Source organism: Pseudomonas brenneri (assembly GCF_007858285.1).
Taxonomy (GTDB): Bacteria; Pseudomonadota; Gammaproteobacteria; order Pseudomonadales; family Pseudomonadaceae; genus Aquipseudomonas; species Aquipseudomonas brenneri.
In genome coordinates this window covers 313587-333081 of sequence record NZ_VFIL01000008.1, presented here as the reverse complement: position 1 = coordinate 333081, position 19495 = coordinate 313587, and the positions used below count along the sequence as shown (strand labels likewise).

Genomic DNA, 19495 nt, shown 5'->3' with positions numbered 1-19495 from the left:
GAGTACATCCACTACTACAACCATGACCGCATCAAGCTAAAGCTCAATGGCATGAGCCCTGTGAAATACAGGACTCATGCTGCTGAGGCTGCTAGCTGAAACTGTCCAACTTTTCGGGGGCAGTCCAAAATGTGGGAGCGGGCTTGCTCGCGAATGCGGTGGGTCAGTCAATATAGGTGCTGACTGATCTACCGCATTCGCGAGCAAGCCCGCTCCCACATTGGTTTTGTGCATGTCCTGAGTAATCAGTAATCCTCAGTGCGCCGTCACCCGCTGGCGCAATGCCGAGCTGCTCGGCGACAGCGCCAATGCCAGTTGGGTGCGGTTATGCATATGGGTCAGGCGCAACACCTGGGACACGTACAGCTTGACCGTGTTCTCGGTGATGCCCAGCTCGCAGGCAATCTGGTAGTTGGTCTGCCCCTTGCCCACCAACCTGGCGACGTCCAGTTGCCGCGGTGACAACTGATTGAAGATCGCCGGCACCTCCAGGCGCTCGGTCTCCTCGCTTGCCCCTTCGCCATCGGCTCGCGCCGCCGGGCCGCGACGGACCTTGTCCAGGTCCTGGTACAAGTCGTCGATGGATTCTGAAAGGTATTGCAGCTTCTGGTTCAAATTCCCCAGATGCAGATTCTTGTGGCGTTCTTCCAGCGCAGCTTCCTGACGCTGCAACCCTTCCAGCAACTCATTGAGGTTGATGGGCTTCTGGTAGTAATCGGAGATACCCACGCGCAAGGCCTTGATCACGTCTTGCTTGTCGGCGCGACCGGTCAACATGATGGCTTCGAATGCACGCTGCTTGCCGGCGATTTTTTGCAGTGCCTGCACCAACTCGATACCGTCCATGTCGGGCATATGCAGGTCACACAGCACCAGGCCGATCTGCGGGTCCTCGCTGAAGCGTTGCACGGCCTGCTGGCTGGATTCACAAGGGACACAGCGATAACCGCTGCTTTCGAGAAACTCGCAAAGCTCTTCCACGATCAGCGGCTGATCATCGACCACGAGCACTTTTACTGCAGACGTAAGCTTGTTCACGCGCTACTCCATGCCTGGCAAGCCAAAGATTGACCTATCCGTTCCGAAGAACTTTCCTACTTGCTTGTGTAAATAAACTTAGACGTACTTTCCGACTATGTACATAGCGATAGAGAGCATCCACGACTAATGGAGCCACAGCCAGGCCAGGGTGAAACCCACTAACAGAAACGGCGCAAAGGGCAGCTTCCTTGACGGGTCTACCACCAGATAACCCAGGCGCGCTCTAACACCTTGACTGACAAGTGGTAACAGCCGCGGCCCATAGATCAGCCAGGCGACATTCGCCACGCCGGCACCGATCAGCGACCACAACAGGTAGGTCGAATTCGACGCCAGTGCCAACGCCGCGAGCAGCTTCACATCACCGGCGCCCAGGCGCCCGAGGGCGTAGCCGGGCAGCGTCAACAGCAGCGCCAGGAAGAAGGCCCACACCCCTTCAGCCCTGGAGGTCCCCAGCCATGTCGAGCCGCTCCACATCAGGTAAAGCAGCGCCAGCAGCACGGCACCCAGGGTCAGGCGATTGGCAATCTGCCGCTGGCGAACGTCCTGCACCGCACACACCACCAACCAGACAAAAACCACGAGGCCTTGGATCACGTAAAAACCGTCCCTTTTTGCTGATTGATTCTATGCTGATATCAGGTAGTAGCAGTCAGGGTAGTCGCAGTGATGAAAACCAGCCTCCCTAGAAAGCAAAAAGGTGCCGTCGCCATCGAGTTTGCGGCGGTCTTCGTGATTTTTTTTGCCGTGTTCTATGCCATGGTCAGCTACAGCCTGCCGCTGTTGCTGTTGCAGTCGTTCAACCAGGCCACGGCCGAGGCCGTGCGCCGCAGCGTGGCGTTGGACCCCAGCACCCCCAACTACAATGCTGCGCTCATACTGCGGGCGACCCAGACCGTGCAAAGCCAATTGCAGTGGATTCCCGCCACCTTCCAGTTCCAGGCGGGCCATATCAACCCGACCTACACCGCCGGGGTGCTGACCGTCGAAATCAACTACCCCTCGGCTAACCTCAAGAATGTCCTGCCGTTTATTGTCCTGCCAGGCATTGGCACGGTGCCCAGGCTGCCAACGACACTGCATGCCCAGTCGAGCCTGCAATTTTGACCTCCGGTGACAAAATCTTCGGCAGACTGCTCGGCCGCAGCAGCGCCCAGGCCCTGCAAGCCCCAGCCAGCCAGCCTAGCCCCGGCCTGCACCTGCGCCTGGACCAGCAAGGCCATGTGCTGCAGATCAGCCGTGCGCTGCGCCCGCAACTGGCCCATCACCTTAGCGCCCAGCCCCAACCGCTGTTGCGCGACCTGCTGTGCCTGCCTGGCGCACTGAGCATCGAAGGCACGCCCGTCGACTGGCAGCGCAATAGCCTGGACCTGGATTTCCAAGGTGCCGCCGACACGATCCTGCATACCCGTGGCTGGGTCGAGCCCGATGGCGATGGCTGGATCCTGCGCCTACTGGATATCAGCGACCTGCTGCAAGGCCGGCAGTTGGCCCAGCAGCGCGAACAGAACCATCAACTTGCCAGCCAGATGAGCGAGCAACTGCGCGTCTGCAGCCTGACGCGCCTGCCGCAAGTGTTCAACGACCACCTGCGCAGTCTCGCCCAGCGCTGGCGCATCCCTTGCGTAGCCATGGTTTTGCTGGACCAGCAGGATCAGGACTGGCTGGTCTACAGCAGCCACAGCGCCCATGACGCGCCGCAATTGTGGACGCCGGGGCAACGCCTCGGCACCTGCCTGGACAGTCTCAACGGCAACACCCCACTGAGCCTCAAACATCTCCAGGGCCGCAGTGAGCACCCACGCCTGTACAGCGTGTTTGGCAATGCCGAGGGCTTGCTGGTGCCCTATCGCGATAGCCAGGGGGTCGCCGCCTGGTTGCTGTGCGGGTTCTACAGCGGCCACCCCGACGTCAACGAGCGTGACTGGCTGAACCTCGCCGCCGCCCTCGCCGCCCCCTTGCTCAGCCGACTGCGCGAGCAGCGTCATCACCAGCAGCTGGAGCGCGTGGAAGCCTTGCAGGGCCTGCTCGGCACCGGTTGGTGGGAATTGCTGAGCAGCGGTGAAGAGATCCTGCTGGCGCCACAACTGATGCGCAGCCTGAGCCCGGAAGATGCGCCGACCAGGCAAGTCCTGGGCAACTGGCTGGAGTTGATTCACCCCGCCGACCGCCAGGAGCTCAACAGCCGCCTGCAAGACCTGCAAACCCTAAGCAAACCGTTGCTGACCAGCGTGCGCCTGCTGCGTACCGACGCCAAGCAGAACCCTATCTGGTACCGCGTGCAGGGCCAGGTGCTGGGTGCCGGCGACCAGCGGCGCTGGATCGGTTTCATGCTCGATATCAGCGACATCAAGAACCAACAACTGCAGGCCGCCGCCGCCCATGCGCGCCTGGATAACCTGATCGCCAGCTCCCCGGCGGTGATCTACGTCCAGCGCTACGTCAACGGCGCGCTGCACCCGGCGTTCTTCAGCGACAGCCTGCTGCCGCTGCTGGGCTGGACCCTGGCCGAATGCACCCACGACACCTCCGTGGAATGGGTACACCCCGACGACCGCGATGTGTACTTCGAACGCACCCGGCAACTGCTGCGTGAAGGCAGCGTGCGCAGCCGCTACCGGGTGCGTGATCGCCAGGGCAATTACCACTGGCTGCTGGACGAAGCCAAGCTTTTGCGCGACGACCTCGGCTTGCCGGTGGAAGCCGTCGGCCTGTGGCTGGACGTCACCGAAGCGACCCTGGCCGCACAACAGATCAAGGAAAGCGAGGAGCGCTACCGGATCCTCGTGGAAGACTCGCCGGCGATGATCTGCCGTTATCGCCCGGACCTGACCCTGACTTTCGGCAACACGCCCCTGGCCAACTACCTGGAATGCACGCCCGCACAGTTACCGGGGATCAACCTGGGCGAATGGCTGTCGGCCGAACAACGCAACGCCTTTGTAAAACGCATCAGCCAGTTGAGCCCGGAATTTCCCGTCAGCACCGCCGAAATCAGCCTGCAACTGCCAGGGCGCGAGCATGCGTGGTGGGTCTGGTCCGACCGTGGCGTGTTCGACGAGCACGGCCAACTGCAGGAAATCCAGGCCGTGGGCCGCGATAACACCGAAGTGCGTCGCTCCCAGCAGCAACTGACCCAAAGCGCAAAAATGGCCACCCTCGGCGAAATGGCCACCGGCCTGGCCCATGAGATCAACCAGCCGCTGAACGTGATGCGCATGGCCATCGTCAATGTGCTCAAGCGCCTGGGCAACGGCGACGTGCAGATCGATTACCTGACGGAAAAACTCCAGCGCATCGACGCCCAGGTCCAGCGCGCAGCCAGGGTGGTAGACCATATGCGTGTGTTCGGCCGCCGCTCGGAGGTCGAGCAACAACCTTTCGACCCAGCCCAGGCGGTGGAAGGTACCCAGTCACTGCTGGGCGAAGGCCTGCGCGGTAAAGGCGTGGACCTGCGCATCACCCCCATGGACTTCAATGTGCAGGTCAACGGCCATGTCGACCAATTGGAACAGGTGCTGATCAACCTGGTGGTCAACGCCCGCGACGCACTCGTGGCCCGACATGAAAAAAACCACGGCTTCCAACCCTGGATCGCGCTGTACAGCGAACACGACAGCCGTCATGTGCGGATCTGGATTGAAGATAACGGCGGCGGGATCGACGCACGGTTGCTGGAACGGATTTTCGAACCGTTCTTTACCACCAAGCCCATCGGTGTTGGTACCGGGCTGGGGTTGTCGGTGAGCTACGGCATTGTGGAAAACATGGGCGGACGGTTGAGCGTCGTCAACAGTGAGCATGGCGCGCGGTTTTGTGTGGAGTTGCCGGTGGTGGGTGGGGGTTAGATGACGAGGTAGGCGCGGCCCATATGGCAGGTGAGGTTGGCGCCGACTTCGGCGTTGCCCAGGTTGATACCCAAGCCGCTGAGCAAGCCATTGACGATAGGATCGAGTAGCGGTGAGAGCAGGCCTTGAATTGCCGTAACCAGAAGATTTACAACCAAAGCCAAGCTATCTGCAACACCTGCAAGCAGGCTACTCGATGCACTCCCGCTAGGAGGTTTGTAGGTAACCTGAAGGCCACTCAACGTGGCTCCCAGACTGTTGACGATGTCGATACTGCTGATGCTCTGATAGGTAGACTTCGCATTCATTTCCGCAACTGGCATATACAGCAAACTTTGGGTTCGCTCGCCGATAGTGGATTCGGCCTTCAAGAGAAAGCCACCACCAACATTACTTTTGCGTGTAGCACTACAGCCACCTAACAGTGAACAATATCTTGTACCGATATCAATCAGCCGTATGGGTTGGACGTCCACAGGGACAGAAGGAGAAAAAGCTTTAGCAGGATCTATATCACCGATAGCTAGAGTGGCAATTGAGCTATGAGCCAGCACAGTCAAAGACTTCGTAGCTGGGGTCGCGCAACTGAAGTCCGTTACATGGCTTTCTGCGCTGGCGGCCTCGATATAAATGTCCAACTTGGTCGCGATTGCGATATCAGTACGGTCGCATGCGAGGACGCATAGAACACCACCCAGTATCGCAGGCAAGTCCAGACTCAATACTCCTTTAACTACCTTGAGGACAGGCGTCGTCAATCCCGCGATCCCAGACACGATAGAACTAACGTCCTTGAGCACCGAAGCATCTATAGATACCAGCGTCCTGACTTGCGCCGTACGCACATAAATTTGATCGGTATTGGTGGCTAGCCCTTGCTTCGCCTTGAGTGGATTTCCGATGTTTGAAAGCTGCGGTGGCTCGATAACCTTCGTCGTTATAGATACAGAGCCAACCAATGGAATAGTGACCAGCCCTGTAACACTCACTGCGTTTTTCTTATTGGAAAGCTGAGCCACGCCTTGGATCAACTGAAGTAACTGCACATTGGTATTAAGCGCTTCGGTGGGCGTTCCATTGGCTATGTCCAACAAATCCCCCAACTTCAGGATTTTCGTATTTTTGGCTATCAGTTGGATTGCACTCGTAGCCCCAAGCGCAACCGAAGCCGCAGCTCCATTTTGCTGAAGAACCGTAACCGCTGCATTGAGCAGTTGAGTTGGTGACACCAGGGTGTCGAGCAGTGTCGTGTAGTCCCCAGCCGTAACCTGCGCTTGAATGGCCAACTGATCCAAGTAGCTAAGCAGGTTAATGTCGGTCGAGGCCAAGCCCTCCCATCCTGCGGCGGTGATCGAGAGGTTACCGCCGAGCATGCCTCCGACCACCAAATTAAGAAGATCAGACTTCGCGGTGTTGACAGAGGCAAGCGAACTTCTAATCGTCAACTGCGCCACCGGCGGCGCCAGCGCGGCAACCGCCGTAGCCGTCAATGTGGTATTGGCGTTGTACGTCCCGCTGAACAACCTCCACACCCCATTGGCAATACCCGTGGAGACAGTACGGCTCGCCACCACACGAATAGCATCATTCTTGGTTGCATCGACAGTAAAGACACGGACATTGGCCGCATTGGTCAACAACGTCCCACAGCTCACCGCCAGCGCGCGGCTGTTGTCGTTGGCGACGACGGTGAAGCCATTGCGGGTGGCGTTTTGCTTGGCGTAATCAACAGCGGTGGTGCTGCCTGAACACTGCCCACCGCGATTGGCGGCTTCAAGGGCGGCGGTGTCGGCAACGGCCTGCAGCTTGCGTTTTTCAAGGTACAGGCGGCCGCTATCAACCACCAGCAACAAAAACACCAGGGCCAACGCCAAGGTCCCGGCGAACACCAGACCGATTGCGCCACGTTGGCCAGAACGAAGTCGGGGAGACATCGAGCACTCCTTTGCCGGCGAACTGCCGAGCGCTTACTCTCCTGTAGTGAACTGCAGTGTAGACAAGGCTTGGAAGGTACGCTGGCAAGTAGCCATATTTGGCGACTGACGGAACCTGTAGGCGCTGGCTTGCCTGCGATGCGGGCGCTGCGGTGTAACAGGTACACCGCAGCGATCCCATCGCGGCCTCGCTGGGGCTCGACGGCTCCCACATTTGATCGGTGCTTGTGACACAAATCGGGACCGGCCGAGCGTGACTTAGCGTGGCGGGTAGTTGGACAGCACCTTGGTCACCGTCGCCCGGATCGCCGCGCTGCGGTCTTGCGGGTTGGGCGAGCTGCTCATCATCTGCTCGTCGCTGCCGCGCCACACCAGTTTGCCGTCCTTGCCGTCCAGCAGGTCGATCTGGAGGGTGGCGACCTTGTAGGTGATGTTGCGCGTTTCGTTGTACATCGGCGCGCCCCAATAGCCATTCCACGGGCCGCCCCAGGCGCCGCCGTAGTTGGTGGTGACTTGTTGCTGGCGGTCTTCGACGATCAGGTAGGCCTGCACGTTCACGTCAGCCTTGGCCCCAGGGGCGGCCGGGCGCAGGCCGCGCTGGTCGAGCTGGTCGGCCACCGCCTGGCGGATGCGCTGTTCGGTAAGGTCACTCTTGATCCGTGGATCATCGGGACGGTATTGCAACGCCGGGTCTTTCCAGGCCCAACTGCGGTAGGCGCCAAAGTCGCGGCTGGCGTCAAAGTCGTGGTTGACCTGATTGGTCTGGCAACCGCCCAGCAGCACGGCAAAAGCGAGCAAAGCGATACGACGCAACATGGTAGTTCTCCAAAGGGCAAACCCAACCTGAGATGAGAATAGCTGTTAACTCGGAGGATACGCCGTCATCGCCTTCTGCACAGCCTGGCGCAAGGCATCGCCGCGTTCACTCAAGCTACCCTGGCTGCCCGTTTCGGCGCTGGCGCTCCACACCGGCTGGCCCGTGCGGGCATCGAACAGGTTGACCCGGACCACCACAACCTGCACTTCATAGGTGCGCACAATCGGCACCGAGTTGTACATGCCGTAGCCGTTGCCATAGCGATTGTAGCCACCGTAGCCATAGCCATAATCGTCCTGCACCTGACGCAGGCGCTTCTCCAGGTGCACATCGGCGCTGACCAGCAGGTCCGGCGCACGCTGGTCATGCACCGGGCGCAGGCCGCGTTGGTCGAGGGCGCCGCTGACGGCTTCGGCGATCTGCGCAGGATCTGCCCAGGCCGAGCCCGCCGGCAACTGGCCGTTGCGCCAGGCCCAGTTGCGGTAGGCGCCATAATCACGCACCGGCGCCGGGTAAGCGCTGGCGTCAAAGGTGTTGGCCGCCTGGGCAGGCGCCGGCGGCATCGGCTTGGACGCCGCAACATACGGGTTGTTGCTGGAGCAGGCCCCCAGCCCCAGGCACAGCAGGATCAATGCACAGCGCTTCATTTCGATCTCCGCAGACTGGGCCGCTTAAACCGGACGGCAGATCCAGTGCAAATAACGCCCAAGTCCGGCAAAGCTTGGGTGACGACGGTGAGCGAGCTCCATCTCCAACAAGTCCTGCAAGTCGGCGCGGGCCTGGAACTCCACCGGCATATAGTCGTGGAATACCCGCACCCCGCTCTGGCTTTCGACCTGCCACAAGCCTTCAAGTTGCGCCGCCAATTCCCGAGGATCCAGGGGTTGTTGCGGGGTCAGGCTCTGTTTTTCGCCGGCCATGTCGTTCTTGCGCATCTTGCGAAAGTGGCCCTTGAGCAAGTTGCGGTAAATCAGCGCATCACGGTTGTAGAACGCCAGGGACAACCAGCCGCCCGGTGTCGTCAACTGGTGCAGCACCGGCAGGATCGCATGGGGTTCGGCCAGCCATTCCAACACCGCGTGGCACAGCACCAGGTCATAAGGTTCGGTGAGCTGACCCAACAGGTCCTGCCACGGCGCCTGGATGAAGGTTGCAGTCTGCCCCGCCTCGGCGAAACGCTGGCGGGCGCCTTCCAGCATCGGCTCGGCAGGTTCGGCCAATGTCACGTGATGCCCGCGTTCGGCCAGCCACAACGACATATGGCCCAGGCCGGCGCCGATATCCAGCACGCGCAAGGGGCGATCCGGCAGGGCCTCGATCAGGTCGGCCTGCAGCACCGCCAGGCGAATCGCGCCCTTGGCACCACCGTAGATTTTCTCGGCAAACCGCGTGGCCAACTGGTCGAAATGACGATCACTCATGGGCAAACCGCCGCTCGTTATCGGCCAGCTTGGCGTTTACCACCTGGTTCATATCCAGGCCCAGTTCACCGCACAACAGCAGGAGATAGAGCACGATGTCCCCCACTTCCTGGCCTGCGTGGGCGAGTTTGTCGGCGGGTAACTGGCGGGATTGGTCTTCGCTCAACCACTGGAAGATTTCTACCAGTTCAGCCATTTCGACACTGGCGGCCATAGCCAGGTTTTTCGGGCTGTGGAACTGTTTCCAGTCGTTGTTATCGCGGATGCGATGCATGCGTTCGGTGAGGTGTTCGAGATTCATGGGGCGCTCCTGAAGGGGTATAGCTTCGGGCTCAAAGGCGGGGATGGCAACTAAATTTGCGGTGCCTGTCAGGGCGCCATCGCGATCTAATCAACCACGCTGAACTCAACCCTGGCCGTCTGCCCCGCCTCATCGAGCACACTCAGTTGATAGCGTCCCAACTGCTCCAGGCTGGCATTGATGCTGTCCTGGTTGGCACTGTCGCCCAGCGGCGCCCCGTTAAGGAACCACCAGCGCCGTCCACTGCCGCCCAACGCCGACAGTTTCAGGCGCAGTTGCTGTTGGCTGCCTGCCGGCAATCGCAGTTGATCCCCCTCACGCACGCCCACCACCGATAACGGCGATGACGCCGCCAACGCCGGCGGCGGGCAATCCGAGTCTGGCGCAGGGATGCGTGCGTCACGCCGCTCGATCCTCGGCAACCACGGTTCCAGCGGTGCAGGCCACAGGGCAATGTCTCGCGATACCGCGCCCGGACAACTGGCGGCCACGCGCGAACCCTTGGCATTGATCCACACGGTTTCCATCAAGCCGACACCCAAGGGCTGATCCAGGGCCTGCAAGGTCGGTGGCGTGGTGTTGTCCAGCGTCCAGGCAAATCGCTGGCGCCGGCAATTGGGGTCGTTGCGGCTCATGGGCTGGCCCAGGGGCCAACAGATCGCCGCCACGCCGACATTCATCGGCACAGGTTTGACGGGCGCGGTAATACCGCGCTGGCTGTCGCGGTTGGTCAGCACATCGTGCACTTGCAGCATCAACGGCGCCGCCGAGGCCAGGCCAAACTGGCCCGGCACCGGGGTGCCGTCCGGGCGACCGATCCACACGCCAATCAAGTAGCGTGGCCCGACCCCGATGGCCCAGGCATCGCGAAAGCCGTAGCTGGTGCCGGTCTTCCAGGCCAGCACCGGGCGCTGTACCAACTCGGCCCGGGGATCACGATCCGGCCGTGCCTGGCCGCTAAGGATGCGCCGCACGATCCACGCCGAACCCGGCGATAACAATGGGCGCTCCTTGAGCGTATCCCCAGGCTGCAAGCGGATCGCCGCGCTCTTGCCGTCACGGGCCAACGCACTGTAGCCGCCGACCAGGTCCTCCAGACGGCTGCCAGCCCCGCCGAGGATCAACGCCAGGTTCGGTTCGGCCAGCGCCGGCAACGCCAGGGGCATGCCGCCGATACGCATTTCCCCGGCAAAGCGCTTGGGCCCGTAGGCTTCCAGCAATTGCACCGCCGGCAGGTTCAACGAGCTGGAGAGCGCCGTACTGGCCGGCACCGCGCCGGTAAAACCCATGGAGAAATTGCCCGGCCGGTAATCGCCATAGCGCCGTGGCACATCCTGCAGCAGCGATTCGGAATGAATCAGCCCTGCGTCCAGGGCCATGCCATACAGGAAAGGTTTGAGGGTCGACCCTGGCGAACGCAGGGCGCTGATCATATCCACATGGCCAAAGCGTCGCGCATCGTTGATATCCACCGAGCCCAGGTAGGCGCGCACGGCCATGCTTTCTTCCTCTACCACGAGGATGGCCGCCGAGGTGTGCTCCGGCAGGCGTGCGCGCCAGCCCAGCAGCAGGTCTTCGAGACGGCGTTGCAGGGTCGCGTCGATCGTGGTGCGAATCAGCGGCGGGCTGTCGGGACGGTTCAGGCGGCGTGCCAGCAGCGGCGCCAGGCTGGGTTCCAGGCGCGGCGCCAGCAACAGGGGTTCTTCCAGGGCCTCGTCGACCGCCGGTTGCGGCCAGACCTGGAACTCGGCCAACCGCCGCAGCACTTTGTCCCGGGCCTCCTGGGCGCGCAGCGGATGGCGATCCGGGCGCAGACGACTGGGTGCCTGGGGCAGCACCGCGAGCAAGGCCGCTTCGGCATGGGTCAACTGTTGCGGCGACTTGCCCAGATACGCCCAACTGGCCGCCGCCACTCCCTGCAAGGTTCCGCCGAAGGGCGCGCGGTTCAGGTACAGGTTGAGGATCTGGTCCTTGGACAGATGCCACTCCAACTGCGCCGTGCGCCACAGCTGGCGCAACTTGCCCGGCAAGGTGCGCGAATGCGGATCGAGCAGGCGCGCCACTTGCATCGACAAGGTGCTACCGCCCGACACCACCCGCGCACCGGAGAGGTTCTGCCAGGTTGCCCGCACCAGGGCCAGCGGGTTGACGCCGGGGTGTTGGTAGAACCAACGATCCTCGTAGGTCAGCAGCGCATCGAGGTAATACGGCGAGACTTCACCGGTGGCGACCGGGTAACGCCATACGCCGTTGGCATCGGCGAAGCGCCACAAGGGCGTGCCGTCTTCGGCCAGCACCACGCGGGCCAGGTCGTCCTTGGGCAGGGGCAAAGGCCAGAGGCGGTCGGCCAGCCAGAGCAGGGCAATCACCAACAACAGGCTACCCAGGGTCCAGCGTGCAACTAATCGCAAATTCAAACGGGCAAACCTCTATGCTTTAAGGGAACTCGCCCAGGCGATTAACGACCAAAGGCTCAGGTCCGGCAGATACGCCCACCCTTTCATCAGGAAACTCATATGCAGGTAGAAAGCTTTTTCGAATGGCTGGGCCAGGCGCTCGGTTCGGTCATCCGTTTTATCGTCGACGGGCTCAGCGGCCTGTTCGGCGCCCTGACCAATGCCGGCGGCAATTTTATCGATGGCTTGTCCCGTACCTTGGGCATGGATACCTCGATCGTCAGCATCATCACCCTGATCATTGGCCTGATGCTGCTGTATTCGGCAGTCCGGGCATTTATGCGGGCCTCGATCATCATGGGGATTATCTGGTTGATGCTGGGGCTGTGGCTGCTCAGTTGGGTTGTGCATTAACACCCCCTTACCTGTGGGAGCGGGCTTGCCCACTCCCACATTAAAGATAGAGCCTGCTCCCACAGGTGGGGCGCTTAACGCCCCTTGATCACCATATCCACCGGGGTTTCCCCCACTGCCTGCCAGTTCGGCCGGTACATCGACTCCACTTGCGGCGGCGGTACGCGGTAAGTCCCCGGCGTTACCGCACGAGCCAGGTACAGCAAGTGCGTGGTGCCATAGCCGTCCAGGTTCAGCGCGGCAACATAACGATCATCGCGATACTCCTGGTGCTTGATCGACGCATTCTGCATCGACTCACGCCACTCCTTGACCTGGCTGCTGGCGTTTTCCAGGCTGGCGGCGCTCTGCCCCAGGTTCTGGTTCTCCAACTCCAGGCCGGCCGGCAACAGGTCCACCACCAGTGCATCCGGTACCCGCTGCTTGTTGGCGCTGACGGCAATGTGTACCAGCACCAGATCACCGCTGCGCAGGTTCTGCAGGTTCAACGGCTGGCCATTCATGCCCAGGTACTCACGGCGAATGCTCAGGTTTTCGCCACCGGCTGCTGGCGCCTGCTGTGGATAACCGGAAATGCTCAGTTGCTGGTAAATCGGCTCGCTGCCTTGATTGCGCAAGGTCAACGGTGAAGCCAGCAACGGACCTTCCAGCTTCAGGCCGGACTGGCCGTTGTTCAACTCGCGGGTTTCGCCGCCGCTGCGCAACTGGGCAGTCCAGTTGATTTCCGGCTTGCCCAGCAGGCCACGGCCGGCGAGGAACAGCGAGTTGCGCTCCTGGGTCGACAACCATGGGCTGGCCGCCATCTGGTCCGACAGCTCGAACAGACGCTCTTCACGCTTGCCCTTGGCCAGGTCGTTTTCTTCGAGCAGAGCCAGGATCATCGCCTGGTCACGCAGAGGGCTGCCGTAGTCGGCCAGCCATTCATTGGCTTTGCGTTTCACCGCCAGACCGGCCAGCAATGCCTGGTCGGCACGGGGCTGGTCGCCCATCTTTTGCAAGGCAATCGCCAACTGCACCAATGGCAGGCCGGAACGTGCATCGCTGCGGCGTTCGAACAGGCTACGCAACGCGCCCAACGGCGCCTGTTGACTGCGCGCCAGCACCAGTCCGGCGTAGGCCTGCACGGCGAAGCGTGTGTGGTCGGCGTTGTCGCTGTAGTCGACCTCGATCAGGTTGCGCTCCTGCACATACCGCAGCAGACGTTCGCTGGCCTTCTTCAGCGCTTCAGACGGCACCGCAAAACCCTGGTCGCGGGCACGCAGCAGGAAGTCGGTGACATAGGCCGTCAGCCAGTACTCTTCCTCGCCATCAGCGCCCCACAAACCGAAGCTGCCGTTGTAGCGCTGCATGCCCAATAGGCGTTCGATACCCAATTCGATCTTGCGCTTGCGCTCGGCATCCGGCTCGCCGGTCAAACCCAGGCGCGCCAGCACGGTGGCATCGGCATACAGCGACGGGTACAAGCCGCTGGCGGTTTGTTCCAGGCAACCATACGGGTAGGCCTTGAGTGCACGAATCTGCTCGCCAAGGTTCAACGGCGGCCGGCTCGACAGGCTCAGCAACGCCTCACGCCCAGCCGGTTCAAACAAGGCCAGCTCAGCATCTGGCAGGCTCCAGGCTTCATCCTTGAGCACCGCACGGTATTGCTTGAGCAGCGCCGGATAGGCCGGGCGCACGCCCAATGTCCATTCACGGGTAAACGCCGGCAGGTTCTCGCCCGGCAGGTCCAGGCCATTGACCGTGACCTTGACCTTGCCCTGGCCGAAGCCACCCAGCGCGCGCACCGGGATCTGCAAGGTGGTGCGCTGGCCTTCGGTCAGTTGCACGCTGTGGGACGGCTCGCCCAGCAGGGTCAGTTGCCCTTCGGCGGTCAGTTGCACATCCAGTTTCTGTGCCTTGCCCGACAGGTTGGACAGGTCCAGCGCCAGGCGCGTCTGGTCACCACCGGCGAGGAAGCGCGGGGCCGACAGCTCGGCAATCAGTGGCGCGGCGATCACGGTCTTGGCTTCGGCCATGCCATAGCGGTCGTCGCTCCAGGCCTGGGCCATCAGGCGCAGCTCACCGTTGAAGTCGGGAATATTGACGCTGACCTCACCCTCACCTTTCTCGTTCAAGGTCACCGGCGCGCTTTGCAGGGCGACGATAGTGACGCTGGTGTCCGGGCGCTTGCCGCCCTTGGCCAGCGCCGCGTCACCACCAAAGGCCAGGCTGGCCAGGCGGCCCTGGCCGGCTTCGATCAGTTGGCCGTAGATGTCGAACTGGTCCACGCCATAAGCCTTGCGGCCAAACAGGCTGGAATACGGGTCCGGGGTTGGGTACTCGGTGATATTGAGGATACCCACGTCCACCGCAGCCACCAGCACATGCACTTGCTTAGGCACACTGCCGTCGGCGTTTTTCGCTGCGACTTTCACCGTCAGCGGCTGCTTGGGGCGCATTTTTTCCGGCGCGCTAAGGGTCAGGCCCAGTTTGCGCTGGGTACGATCCAACGGCAGATGCAGCAAGCCCACGGCGCGTTTAGGCGTGATATTGGCCTTGCGCTCGCCGGGACGGATCACCAGCGCACTCACATACAGGTCATGACGCGACCATTTCGGGTCGAGCTTCACCGCAAAGCTCTTGCCTTCGGCCGGCACGTCGATCTCTTGCCACCACAACGGGCCTTCGCTGGACTCCACCAACAGGTAGCCTTTGCCGGCCGCCGGCGGGGTAACGGTGACGTTGGCTGTATCGCCATCGCCATACGCCGGTTTATCCAGCGCCAGCTTGACCTGATCGGGGCGCACGGCGCCGCCTTCGGTGTTGTCCTGGGCCTGGTAACCGGCCCAGAAACGCTGGCTGCTGATCAGGCCGGTCTGCGGGTCTTCGACTTCGACGCGGTACGGGCCCCACTCCACCTGGAAGCTGACCTTGGCCGTGTCGCCCGCCTTGATGTTGACGGTCTGCTCATCGAGGTTGAGGAATTTCTCGTTGTAGTGATAGCTCCAGCCATCGTTGTCCGAGTAGTTCCAGTAGTAGTCGCGGCGTTCGCGAATCAGGCGCACCTTGAGGTTGTCGACCGCGAGTTTCTGCCCCTGCTGGTTGGCCAGCAGCACTTCAAACTCCGCAGGGCCATCGCCATTGGTTTCCTTGCCATCGAACAGGCCACGCAGGCCGGGCAGTTGCTCGGCCGGCCATACCGGCTGCACCAGGCGCCGGGTGATCGGGCGCCCGCCGGACTCTTGCAGGCTGGCCTGGACGATCAGTTGCAGCGGCGACTTGGCCTCGCTCCACTTGCTTTCCAGGGTGAGTTTTTCCTCGCCCTTGGCGTCGAGCACGCTTTCATCCAGTTCAAAATCCTGGCTCAGTTCTTCTTCAGTCACCGAGCCAAACTCATAACCCGGCAGCGATTTGACCGCCTCGCGCAACGGCCGCACATACACTTGCCCGCTCAGGCGATTGCCCGCCGCCGGGGCGCCGTAGAGGTAACGGCCATTAACCTGGATAACCGCATTGTCGCCAGGGTTGAGCGGTGTATCGCTGCCCTTGAGCTCCAGGGCCAGACGCTCGGGCAGGAAGTCTTCGACGAGGAACTCATACAGTTGCGGCTTGCCGTCACCCAGGTCGAACACCAGTTGCCAGCGCCCGGTCGGCGCTTCTCCGGCCAGTTGCAGCTGGTATTGATAGAGGCCGGAAGCATCGGCGTCCCACACAAATTTGCGGCTGACCTGCTCATCCGGGCGGCGTACTTCGACGCTCACCGGTTGCGGCTTGACGGCATTCCCGTCCTTGTCGCGCAGCAAGGCGTTGAGCAGCACGGTTTCGCCAGGGCGGTACAGGTCGCGCGGGCCGAACACAAAGAATTGCAGGGGGTGCGCGGGCTGGCCGCCGATATCGAACTCGGCCAGGTCCAGCGCTGCGCTGTCGAGGCGCAACAGGCTGGTCTGCTCGCCCTGTTTGGCGAGCAATACCTGGGCCTTTTTCGGCAGCGGCAGTTGCGCGTGGCCGCCCTTCTCGGTCTTGCCCTGGCCCAGCACGCGGCCTTCGGCATCGAGGATTTCCAGCTCGACGCCATCCAGCGCCTTGCCGCCTTCCAGCGCCTGGGTGAACACATCCAGGCGGTTGGCGTAGCGGTGCACCGACAGACCGATATCACTGAGGGTGAACAACGTGGCCGGCTGCGAATAGTTGTAGGTGCCCGAAGCACGCATCACCGCCAGGTACACGCCCGGCTGCTGCAGTTGCTTGAGACCGGCGATGGGCAGCAGCAGGGTTTCGCGGGTATTGCGCGCAGGGTTCAGATCGAAGCGGCCGCCATACACCAGATCGGCCATGGGCAACAGCTCTCGGGATTCATAACTTTGCAGGCTGGTATTGCGGCCCCACTGGGCGAGGAACGCCGGCAGCGACTCGGGTTTGATGCGGAAGAATTCGACGTCGATCTTGTCGACATTCAGCGCGATCACCGGCAGGCCTTCGGCCAGGCGGGTCGGCAACAGGGTGCCACGGCTGGCGAAGCCGACGGTGGCTTGCAGGTTGCGGGTTTCCAGGCGTGCCGTGTATTCAGCGGCGAGCTTGGCGTCGTTGACCCCACGCAGCCCGGCGTCCACGGTCAGCACCAGTTTGCGCTGGGGCTCCAGATGACGCAGGCGCAATTCCATCAGGTTGTCGGAAAGCTCCCAGGCACCGTCGACCTTGCCGGATTTGCTGTCCACCAGGTGCAGCTTGTCGGCGAACTTCTGCTCGGGATCCAGCGGGATCGAAAAACTCACCGACAAAGTGCTGGCGCCATCGAGCTGCACCTCAGACACGTCCACCACGCTTAACTCACGGCCGGCATAACGCTGCTTGAGCGTCGCCACATCCACCGCAGCCTTGGCCGGCTGCGGCGCTGTCACCGCCGCCGCAGGGGCAGTGGGTGCAGCCGGTTTATCGGAAGAATCGCAGGCGCTCAGCAGGGCCAGCGCGCAGGCCAGGAACAATCCTTTGTTAAGCATGGGGCACTCGTTGTCGGGGTGTCTGAGAGGTGAACTATATATCAGTGCCAGCCAAGTGGCTGTGGCGCTGCTCACATTGACCGACGGAGGGCGGTTTGGTTCTCGACTACCTCAAAAGCGTAGAAAATCCCCTGTGGGAGCGCTGGGGTGGCTGGCAGTTGGTCATGGTTTGTAAAGGGCCAGCAAGGCGCATCCCTTTAAATTGCAGGACGTTTCCTAGACAATCCTTGGCGCCTTGTGCCTGTTGGGATGGGTGACTAGTCTGCGGTCCGTCACTGCTTATCAGTGATCGGGTTTAGTCGCCCGGAATCCAAATTCGGTGCATGGTCCATTTATGGTAGCTGTGCGCAGGGCGCCTTCGGGTGCGCCGGATTTCCGATTTTGCCGGTCGACTAACCTGCGTACAGCCGCCACCTTTCGTTTAGTCGCGACAGGTTCGGCTTCAGAATCAAATTCGGAGCTAAGCCATGCATAAGATTGTCCCCGACCCACCGACAGACCTTCTCAACGACCGCGCCGCATTCAATCGCGCCCTCAGCCACTATCTACCGACCCAGGGCTTCCACTCGGTCAGCGAAGAACTGAGTTTCGAAGACTCCCTGCTCTACACCGCCAGCCTGCTGAACAGCGCCTCGGCCACCGTGCTCGATTGTGGCGAACACTTGCCCGGCACCCAACGGGCCAAGGTGCTGGCGGTGTGGCATTTGCTGGAAATCGCCAAGACCACGGTCGACCGCTCCATCGAGTGCCTGCATTCCCCGGCATAAACGCGGTCAAAAATGTGGGAGCTGGCTTGCCTGCGATGGCGGTGGACCAGTAACAAATCAGTTGCCTGACACACCCCTATCGCAGGCAAGCCAGCTCCCACATTGTGTCTGCGGTGCTGTCCATGCAGCGTTACAATGCCGCTCCTCCAAGGAGCCCGCATGTCCACCTTACTCACCGACTGGCGTCACCGTCCCACTCACCGCCGTGTCTGGGCCCTGGCCGCGCCGATGATTCTGTCGAATATCTCGGTGCCGCTGGTGGCCTTGGTGGACAGTATGGTCATCGGCCACCTGCCCCACGCCCATCAACTGGGCGCCGTGGCCGTGGGGGCCAGCCTGTATACCTTCCTGGCCTGGGCCATGGGTTTTCTGCGCATGGGCACCACCGGGTTCGCCGCGCAAGCGGCCGGACGCAATGATGGTGCGGCGCTGCGGCAAATCCTGCTGCAAGGCCTGCTGTTGGCCCTAGGGTTGGCGATGGTGCTGGGCACGGTGGGCATTCCCCTGAGTCATCTGGCGCTGGAATGGATGCAGCCTTCGGCCGAACTGAACCAACTGACCCGCGAGTTTTTCCACACCCGCCTGTTCGGATTACCTGCGGCGTTGGCCACTTATGCGCTGGTGGGCTGGTTCCTCGGCACGCAAAACGCCCGGGCGCCGCTGGCAATTCTGCTGACCACAAACCTTGTGAATATCGCCCTGAACCTGTGGTTCGTTTTGGGCCTGGACTGGGGCGTGGTCGGTTCGGCGCGGGCCTCGGTGATTGCCGAATGGACCGGCGCCCTGCTCGGCCTGGCCCTCACGCAAAAAGCCTTGCGCGCCTACCCCGGGCATATCGCCTGGGCGGCGCTCAAGGTCTGGCAAAGCTGGCGTGCGCTGCTGGCGGTCAACCGCGACATTTTTATCCGCAGCCTGGCGCTGCAATCGGTGTTTTTCATGATCACGGTGCAAGGCGCTCGGCTGGGCGATGCCACTGTCGCGGCCAATGCCCTGCTGCTCAATGGGCTATTGCTGACGGCCCATGCGCTGGACGGGCTCGCTCACGCGGTGGAAGCACTCTGCGGCCACGCCATCGGCGCCCGTGATCGCCAGGCTTTGCGCCGCTCACTGGTAGTGGCCTGCGGCTGGTCGCTGATCGCCAGCCTCGGTTTTGTGCTGTTGTTCACCTTCGCCGGCCACTTGTTTATCGCCATGCAAACCGATATTCCCAGCGTACGCGCAACCGCCGATATCTACCTGCCGTACCTGGCGGTGCTGCCGTTGATTGCGGTGTGGAGTTATCTGCTGGACGGTTTGTTCATTGGCGCGACGCGCGCGCGGGAGATGCGCAATGGGATGCTGTTGACGGTGCTGATTATGCTGCCGTTTGCGTGGGGGTTGCAGGGGTTGGGTAACCACGGGCTGTGGATAACCTTCCTGCTGTTTATGGCGGTGCGTAGCTTGACGCTGTGGGCGATTGCCTGGCGGCTAAATCGGCAGGGGCTTTGGCTGGGCGCAAACTAGTGTGGGAGTGGGCTTGCCCGCGATGGCGGCGGATCAGTCAGCACCTGCATTGACTGATCCACTGCTTTCGCGGGCAA

Annotated in this window: 15 protein-coding genes; 6 read left to right on the top strand and 9 right to left on the bottom strand. The window is 61.8% G+C overall.

Annotation, left to right across the window (positions count from 1 at the left end):
* Positions 1 to 99, top strand: a 99-nt coding sequence (locus FJD34_RS19540) for an IS3 family transposase (protein WP_146552254.1), incomplete at its 5' end; no start/stop codon positions are given.
* 156 nt (positions 100 to 255) lie between these two features.
* Here FJD34_RS19540 and FJD34_RS19535 read toward each other — a convergent pair.
* Both FJD34_RS19535 and FJD34_RS19530 read right to left on the bottom strand, forming a co-directional pair.
* Positions 256 to 1038 (bottom strand): response regulator transcription factor, encoded by a 783-nt coding sequence (locus FJD34_RS19535; protein ID WP_032859796.1) that lies wholly within the window; start codon positions 1036 to 1038, stop codon positions 256 to 258.
* Positions 1039 to 1164: 126 nt separating this feature from the next.
* A complete protein-coding gene (locus tag FJD34_RS19530; protein ID WP_065942408.1) occupies positions 1165 to 1638 on the bottom strand; it encodes a prepilin peptidase in 474 nt (157 codons plus the stop codon).
* A 72-nt stretch (positions 1639 to 1710) separates the two neighbouring features.
* Here FJD34_RS19530 and FJD34_RS19525 point away from each other — a divergent pair, with 72 nt between their 5' ends.
* Both FJD34_RS19525 and FJD34_RS19520 read left to right on the top strand, forming a co-directional pair.
* Positions 1711 to 2148 (top strand): TadE/TadG family type IV pilus assembly protein, encoded by a 438-nt coding sequence (locus FJD34_RS19525; protein WP_032859799.1) that lies wholly within the window; start codon positions 1711 to 1713, stop codon positions 2146 to 2148.
* The gene (locus FJD34_RS19520; RefSeq protein ID WP_090292886.1) at positions 2145 to 4889 is read left to right on the top strand and encodes a PAS domain-containing sensor histidine kinase; all 2745 of its coding nucleotides are present in this window, start codon (positions 2145 to 2147) and stop codon (positions 4887 to 4889) included. The genes FJD34_RS19525 and FJD34_RS19520 overlap by 4 nt, the downstream gene beginning before the upstream one ends.
* Here FJD34_RS19520 and FJD34_RS19515 read toward each other — a convergent pair.
* From FJD34_RS19515 to pbpC, 6 genes are all read right to left on the bottom strand, one after another.
* Positions 4886 to 6823 (bottom strand): pilus assembly protein TadG-related protein, encoded by a 1938-nt coding sequence (locus tag FJD34_RS19515; protein WP_090292885.1) that lies wholly within the window; start codon positions 6821 to 6823, stop codon positions 4886 to 4888. The two genes, FJD34_RS19520 and FJD34_RS19515, sit on opposite strands and share 4 nt — an antisense overlap.
* A 258-nt stretch (positions 6824 to 7081) precedes the next feature.
* Positions 7082 to 7639 carry a DUF4136 domain-containing protein gene (locus FJD34_RS19510; protein WP_090292883.1) on the bottom strand — a complete coding sequence of 186 codons (558 nt, stop codon included), beginning with the start codon at positions 7637 to 7639 and terminating at the stop codon, positions 7082 to 7084.
* Between the two features lie 45 nt (positions 7640 to 7684).
* A complete protein-coding gene (locus tag FJD34_RS19505) occupies positions 7685 to 8287 on the bottom strand; it encodes a DUF4136 domain-containing protein (RefSeq protein WP_029297619.1) in 603 nt (200 codons plus the stop codon).
* Between the two features lie 24 nt (positions 8288 to 8311).
* Complete coding sequence (locus tag FJD34_RS19500) at positions 8312 to 9061, bottom strand: methyltransferase (protein WP_032859805.1); 750 nt, start codon at positions 9059 to 9061, stop codon at positions 8312 to 8314.
* A complete protein-coding gene (locus tag FJD34_RS19495) occupies positions 9054 to 9362 on the bottom strand; it encodes a MazG-like family protein (RefSeq protein ID WP_032859807.1) in 309 nt (102 codons plus the stop codon). Before FJD34_RS19495 ends, FJD34_RS19500 begins: the two co-directional genes overlap by 8 nt.
* Before the next feature lie 86 nt (positions 9363 to 9448).
* Positions 9449 to 11779, bottom strand: coding sequence for a peptidoglycan glycosyltransferase PbpC (gene pbpC, locus FJD34_RS19490; RefSeq protein ID WP_050593336.1), 2331 nt, complete (start codon positions 11777 to 11779; stop codon positions 9449 to 9451).
* A 99-nt stretch (positions 11780 to 11878) separates the two neighbouring features.
* Here pbpC and FJD34_RS19485 point away from each other — a divergent pair, with 99 nt between their 5' ends.
* The gene (locus FJD34_RS19485; RefSeq protein ID WP_032859808.1) at positions 11879 to 12172 is read left to right on the top strand and encodes a hypothetical protein; all 294 of its coding nucleotides are present in this window, start codon (positions 11879 to 11881) and stop codon (positions 12170 to 12172) included.
* Between the two features lie 74 nt (positions 12173 to 12246).
* On the opposite strand, the gene FJD34_RS19480 is transcribed toward FJD34_RS19485, so the two are convergent.
* On the bottom strand, positions 12247 to 17148 hold the full coding sequence (locus FJD34_RS19480; protein ID WP_090292882.1) for an alpha-2-macroglobulin family protein: 4902 nt from the start codon (positions 17146 to 17148) through the stop codon (positions 12247 to 12249).
* 467 nt (positions 17149 to 17615) lie between these two features.
* Between FJD34_RS19480 and FJD34_RS19475 the strand changes: the two genes are divergently transcribed.
* Positions 17616 to 17915, top strand: coding sequence for a DUF6124 family protein (locus tag FJD34_RS19475; protein ID WP_090292880.1), 300 nt, complete (start codon positions 17616 to 17618; stop codon positions 17913 to 17915).
* A gap of 159 nt (positions 17916 to 18074) precedes the next feature.
* Positions 18075 to 19418 (top strand): MATE family efflux transporter, encoded by a 1344-nt coding sequence (locus FJD34_RS19470; RefSeq protein ID WP_032859813.1) that lies wholly within the window; start codon positions 18075 to 18077, stop codon positions 19416 to 19418.
* Positions 19419 to 19495 lie beyond the last annotated feature (77 nt).

Excerpts from the sequence above, each read along its gene's own strand:
- FJD34_RS19485 (WP_032859808.1), top strand. The coding sequence starts at position 11,879 with ATGCAGGTAGAAAGCTTTTTCGAATGGCTGGGCCAGGCGCTCGGTTCG.
- FJD34_RS19515 (WP_090292885.1), bottom strand. The coding sequence starts at position 6,823 with ATGTCTCCCCGACTTCGTTCTGGCCAACGTGGCGCAATCGGTCTGGTG.
- FJD34_RS19500 (WP_032859805.1), bottom strand. The coding sequence starts at position 9,061 with ATGAGTGATCGTCATTTCGACCAGTTGGCCACGCGGTTTGCCGAGAAA.
- FJD34_RS19470 (WP_032859813.1), top strand. The coding sequence starts at position 18,075 with ATGTCCACCTTACTCACCGACTGGCGTCACCGTCCCACTCACCGCCGT.
- FJD34_RS19505 (WP_029297619.1), bottom strand. The coding sequence starts at position 8,287 with ATGAAGCGCTGTGCATTGATCCTGCTGTGCCTGGGGCTGGGGGCCTGC.
- FJD34_RS19495 (WP_032859807.1), bottom strand. The coding sequence starts at position 9,362 with ATGAATCTCGAACACCTCACCGAACGCATGCATCGCATCCGCGATAAC.
- FJD34_RS19510 (WP_090292883.1), bottom strand. The coding sequence starts at position 7,639 with ATGTTGCGTCGTATCGCTTTGCTCGCTTTTGCCGTGCTGCTGGGCGGT.
- FJD34_RS19475 (WP_090292880.1), top strand. The coding sequence starts at position 17,616 with ATGCATAAGATTGTCCCCGACCCACCGACAGACCTTCTCAACGACCGC.
- FJD34_RS19480 (WP_090292882.1), bottom strand. The coding sequence starts at position 17,148 with ATGCTTAACAAAGGATTGTTCCTGGCCTGCGCGCTGGCCCTGCTGAGC.
- FJD34_RS19525 (WP_032859799.1), top strand. The coding sequence starts at position 1,711 with ATGAAAACCAGCCTCCCTAGAAAGCAAAAAGGTGCCGTCGCCATCGAG.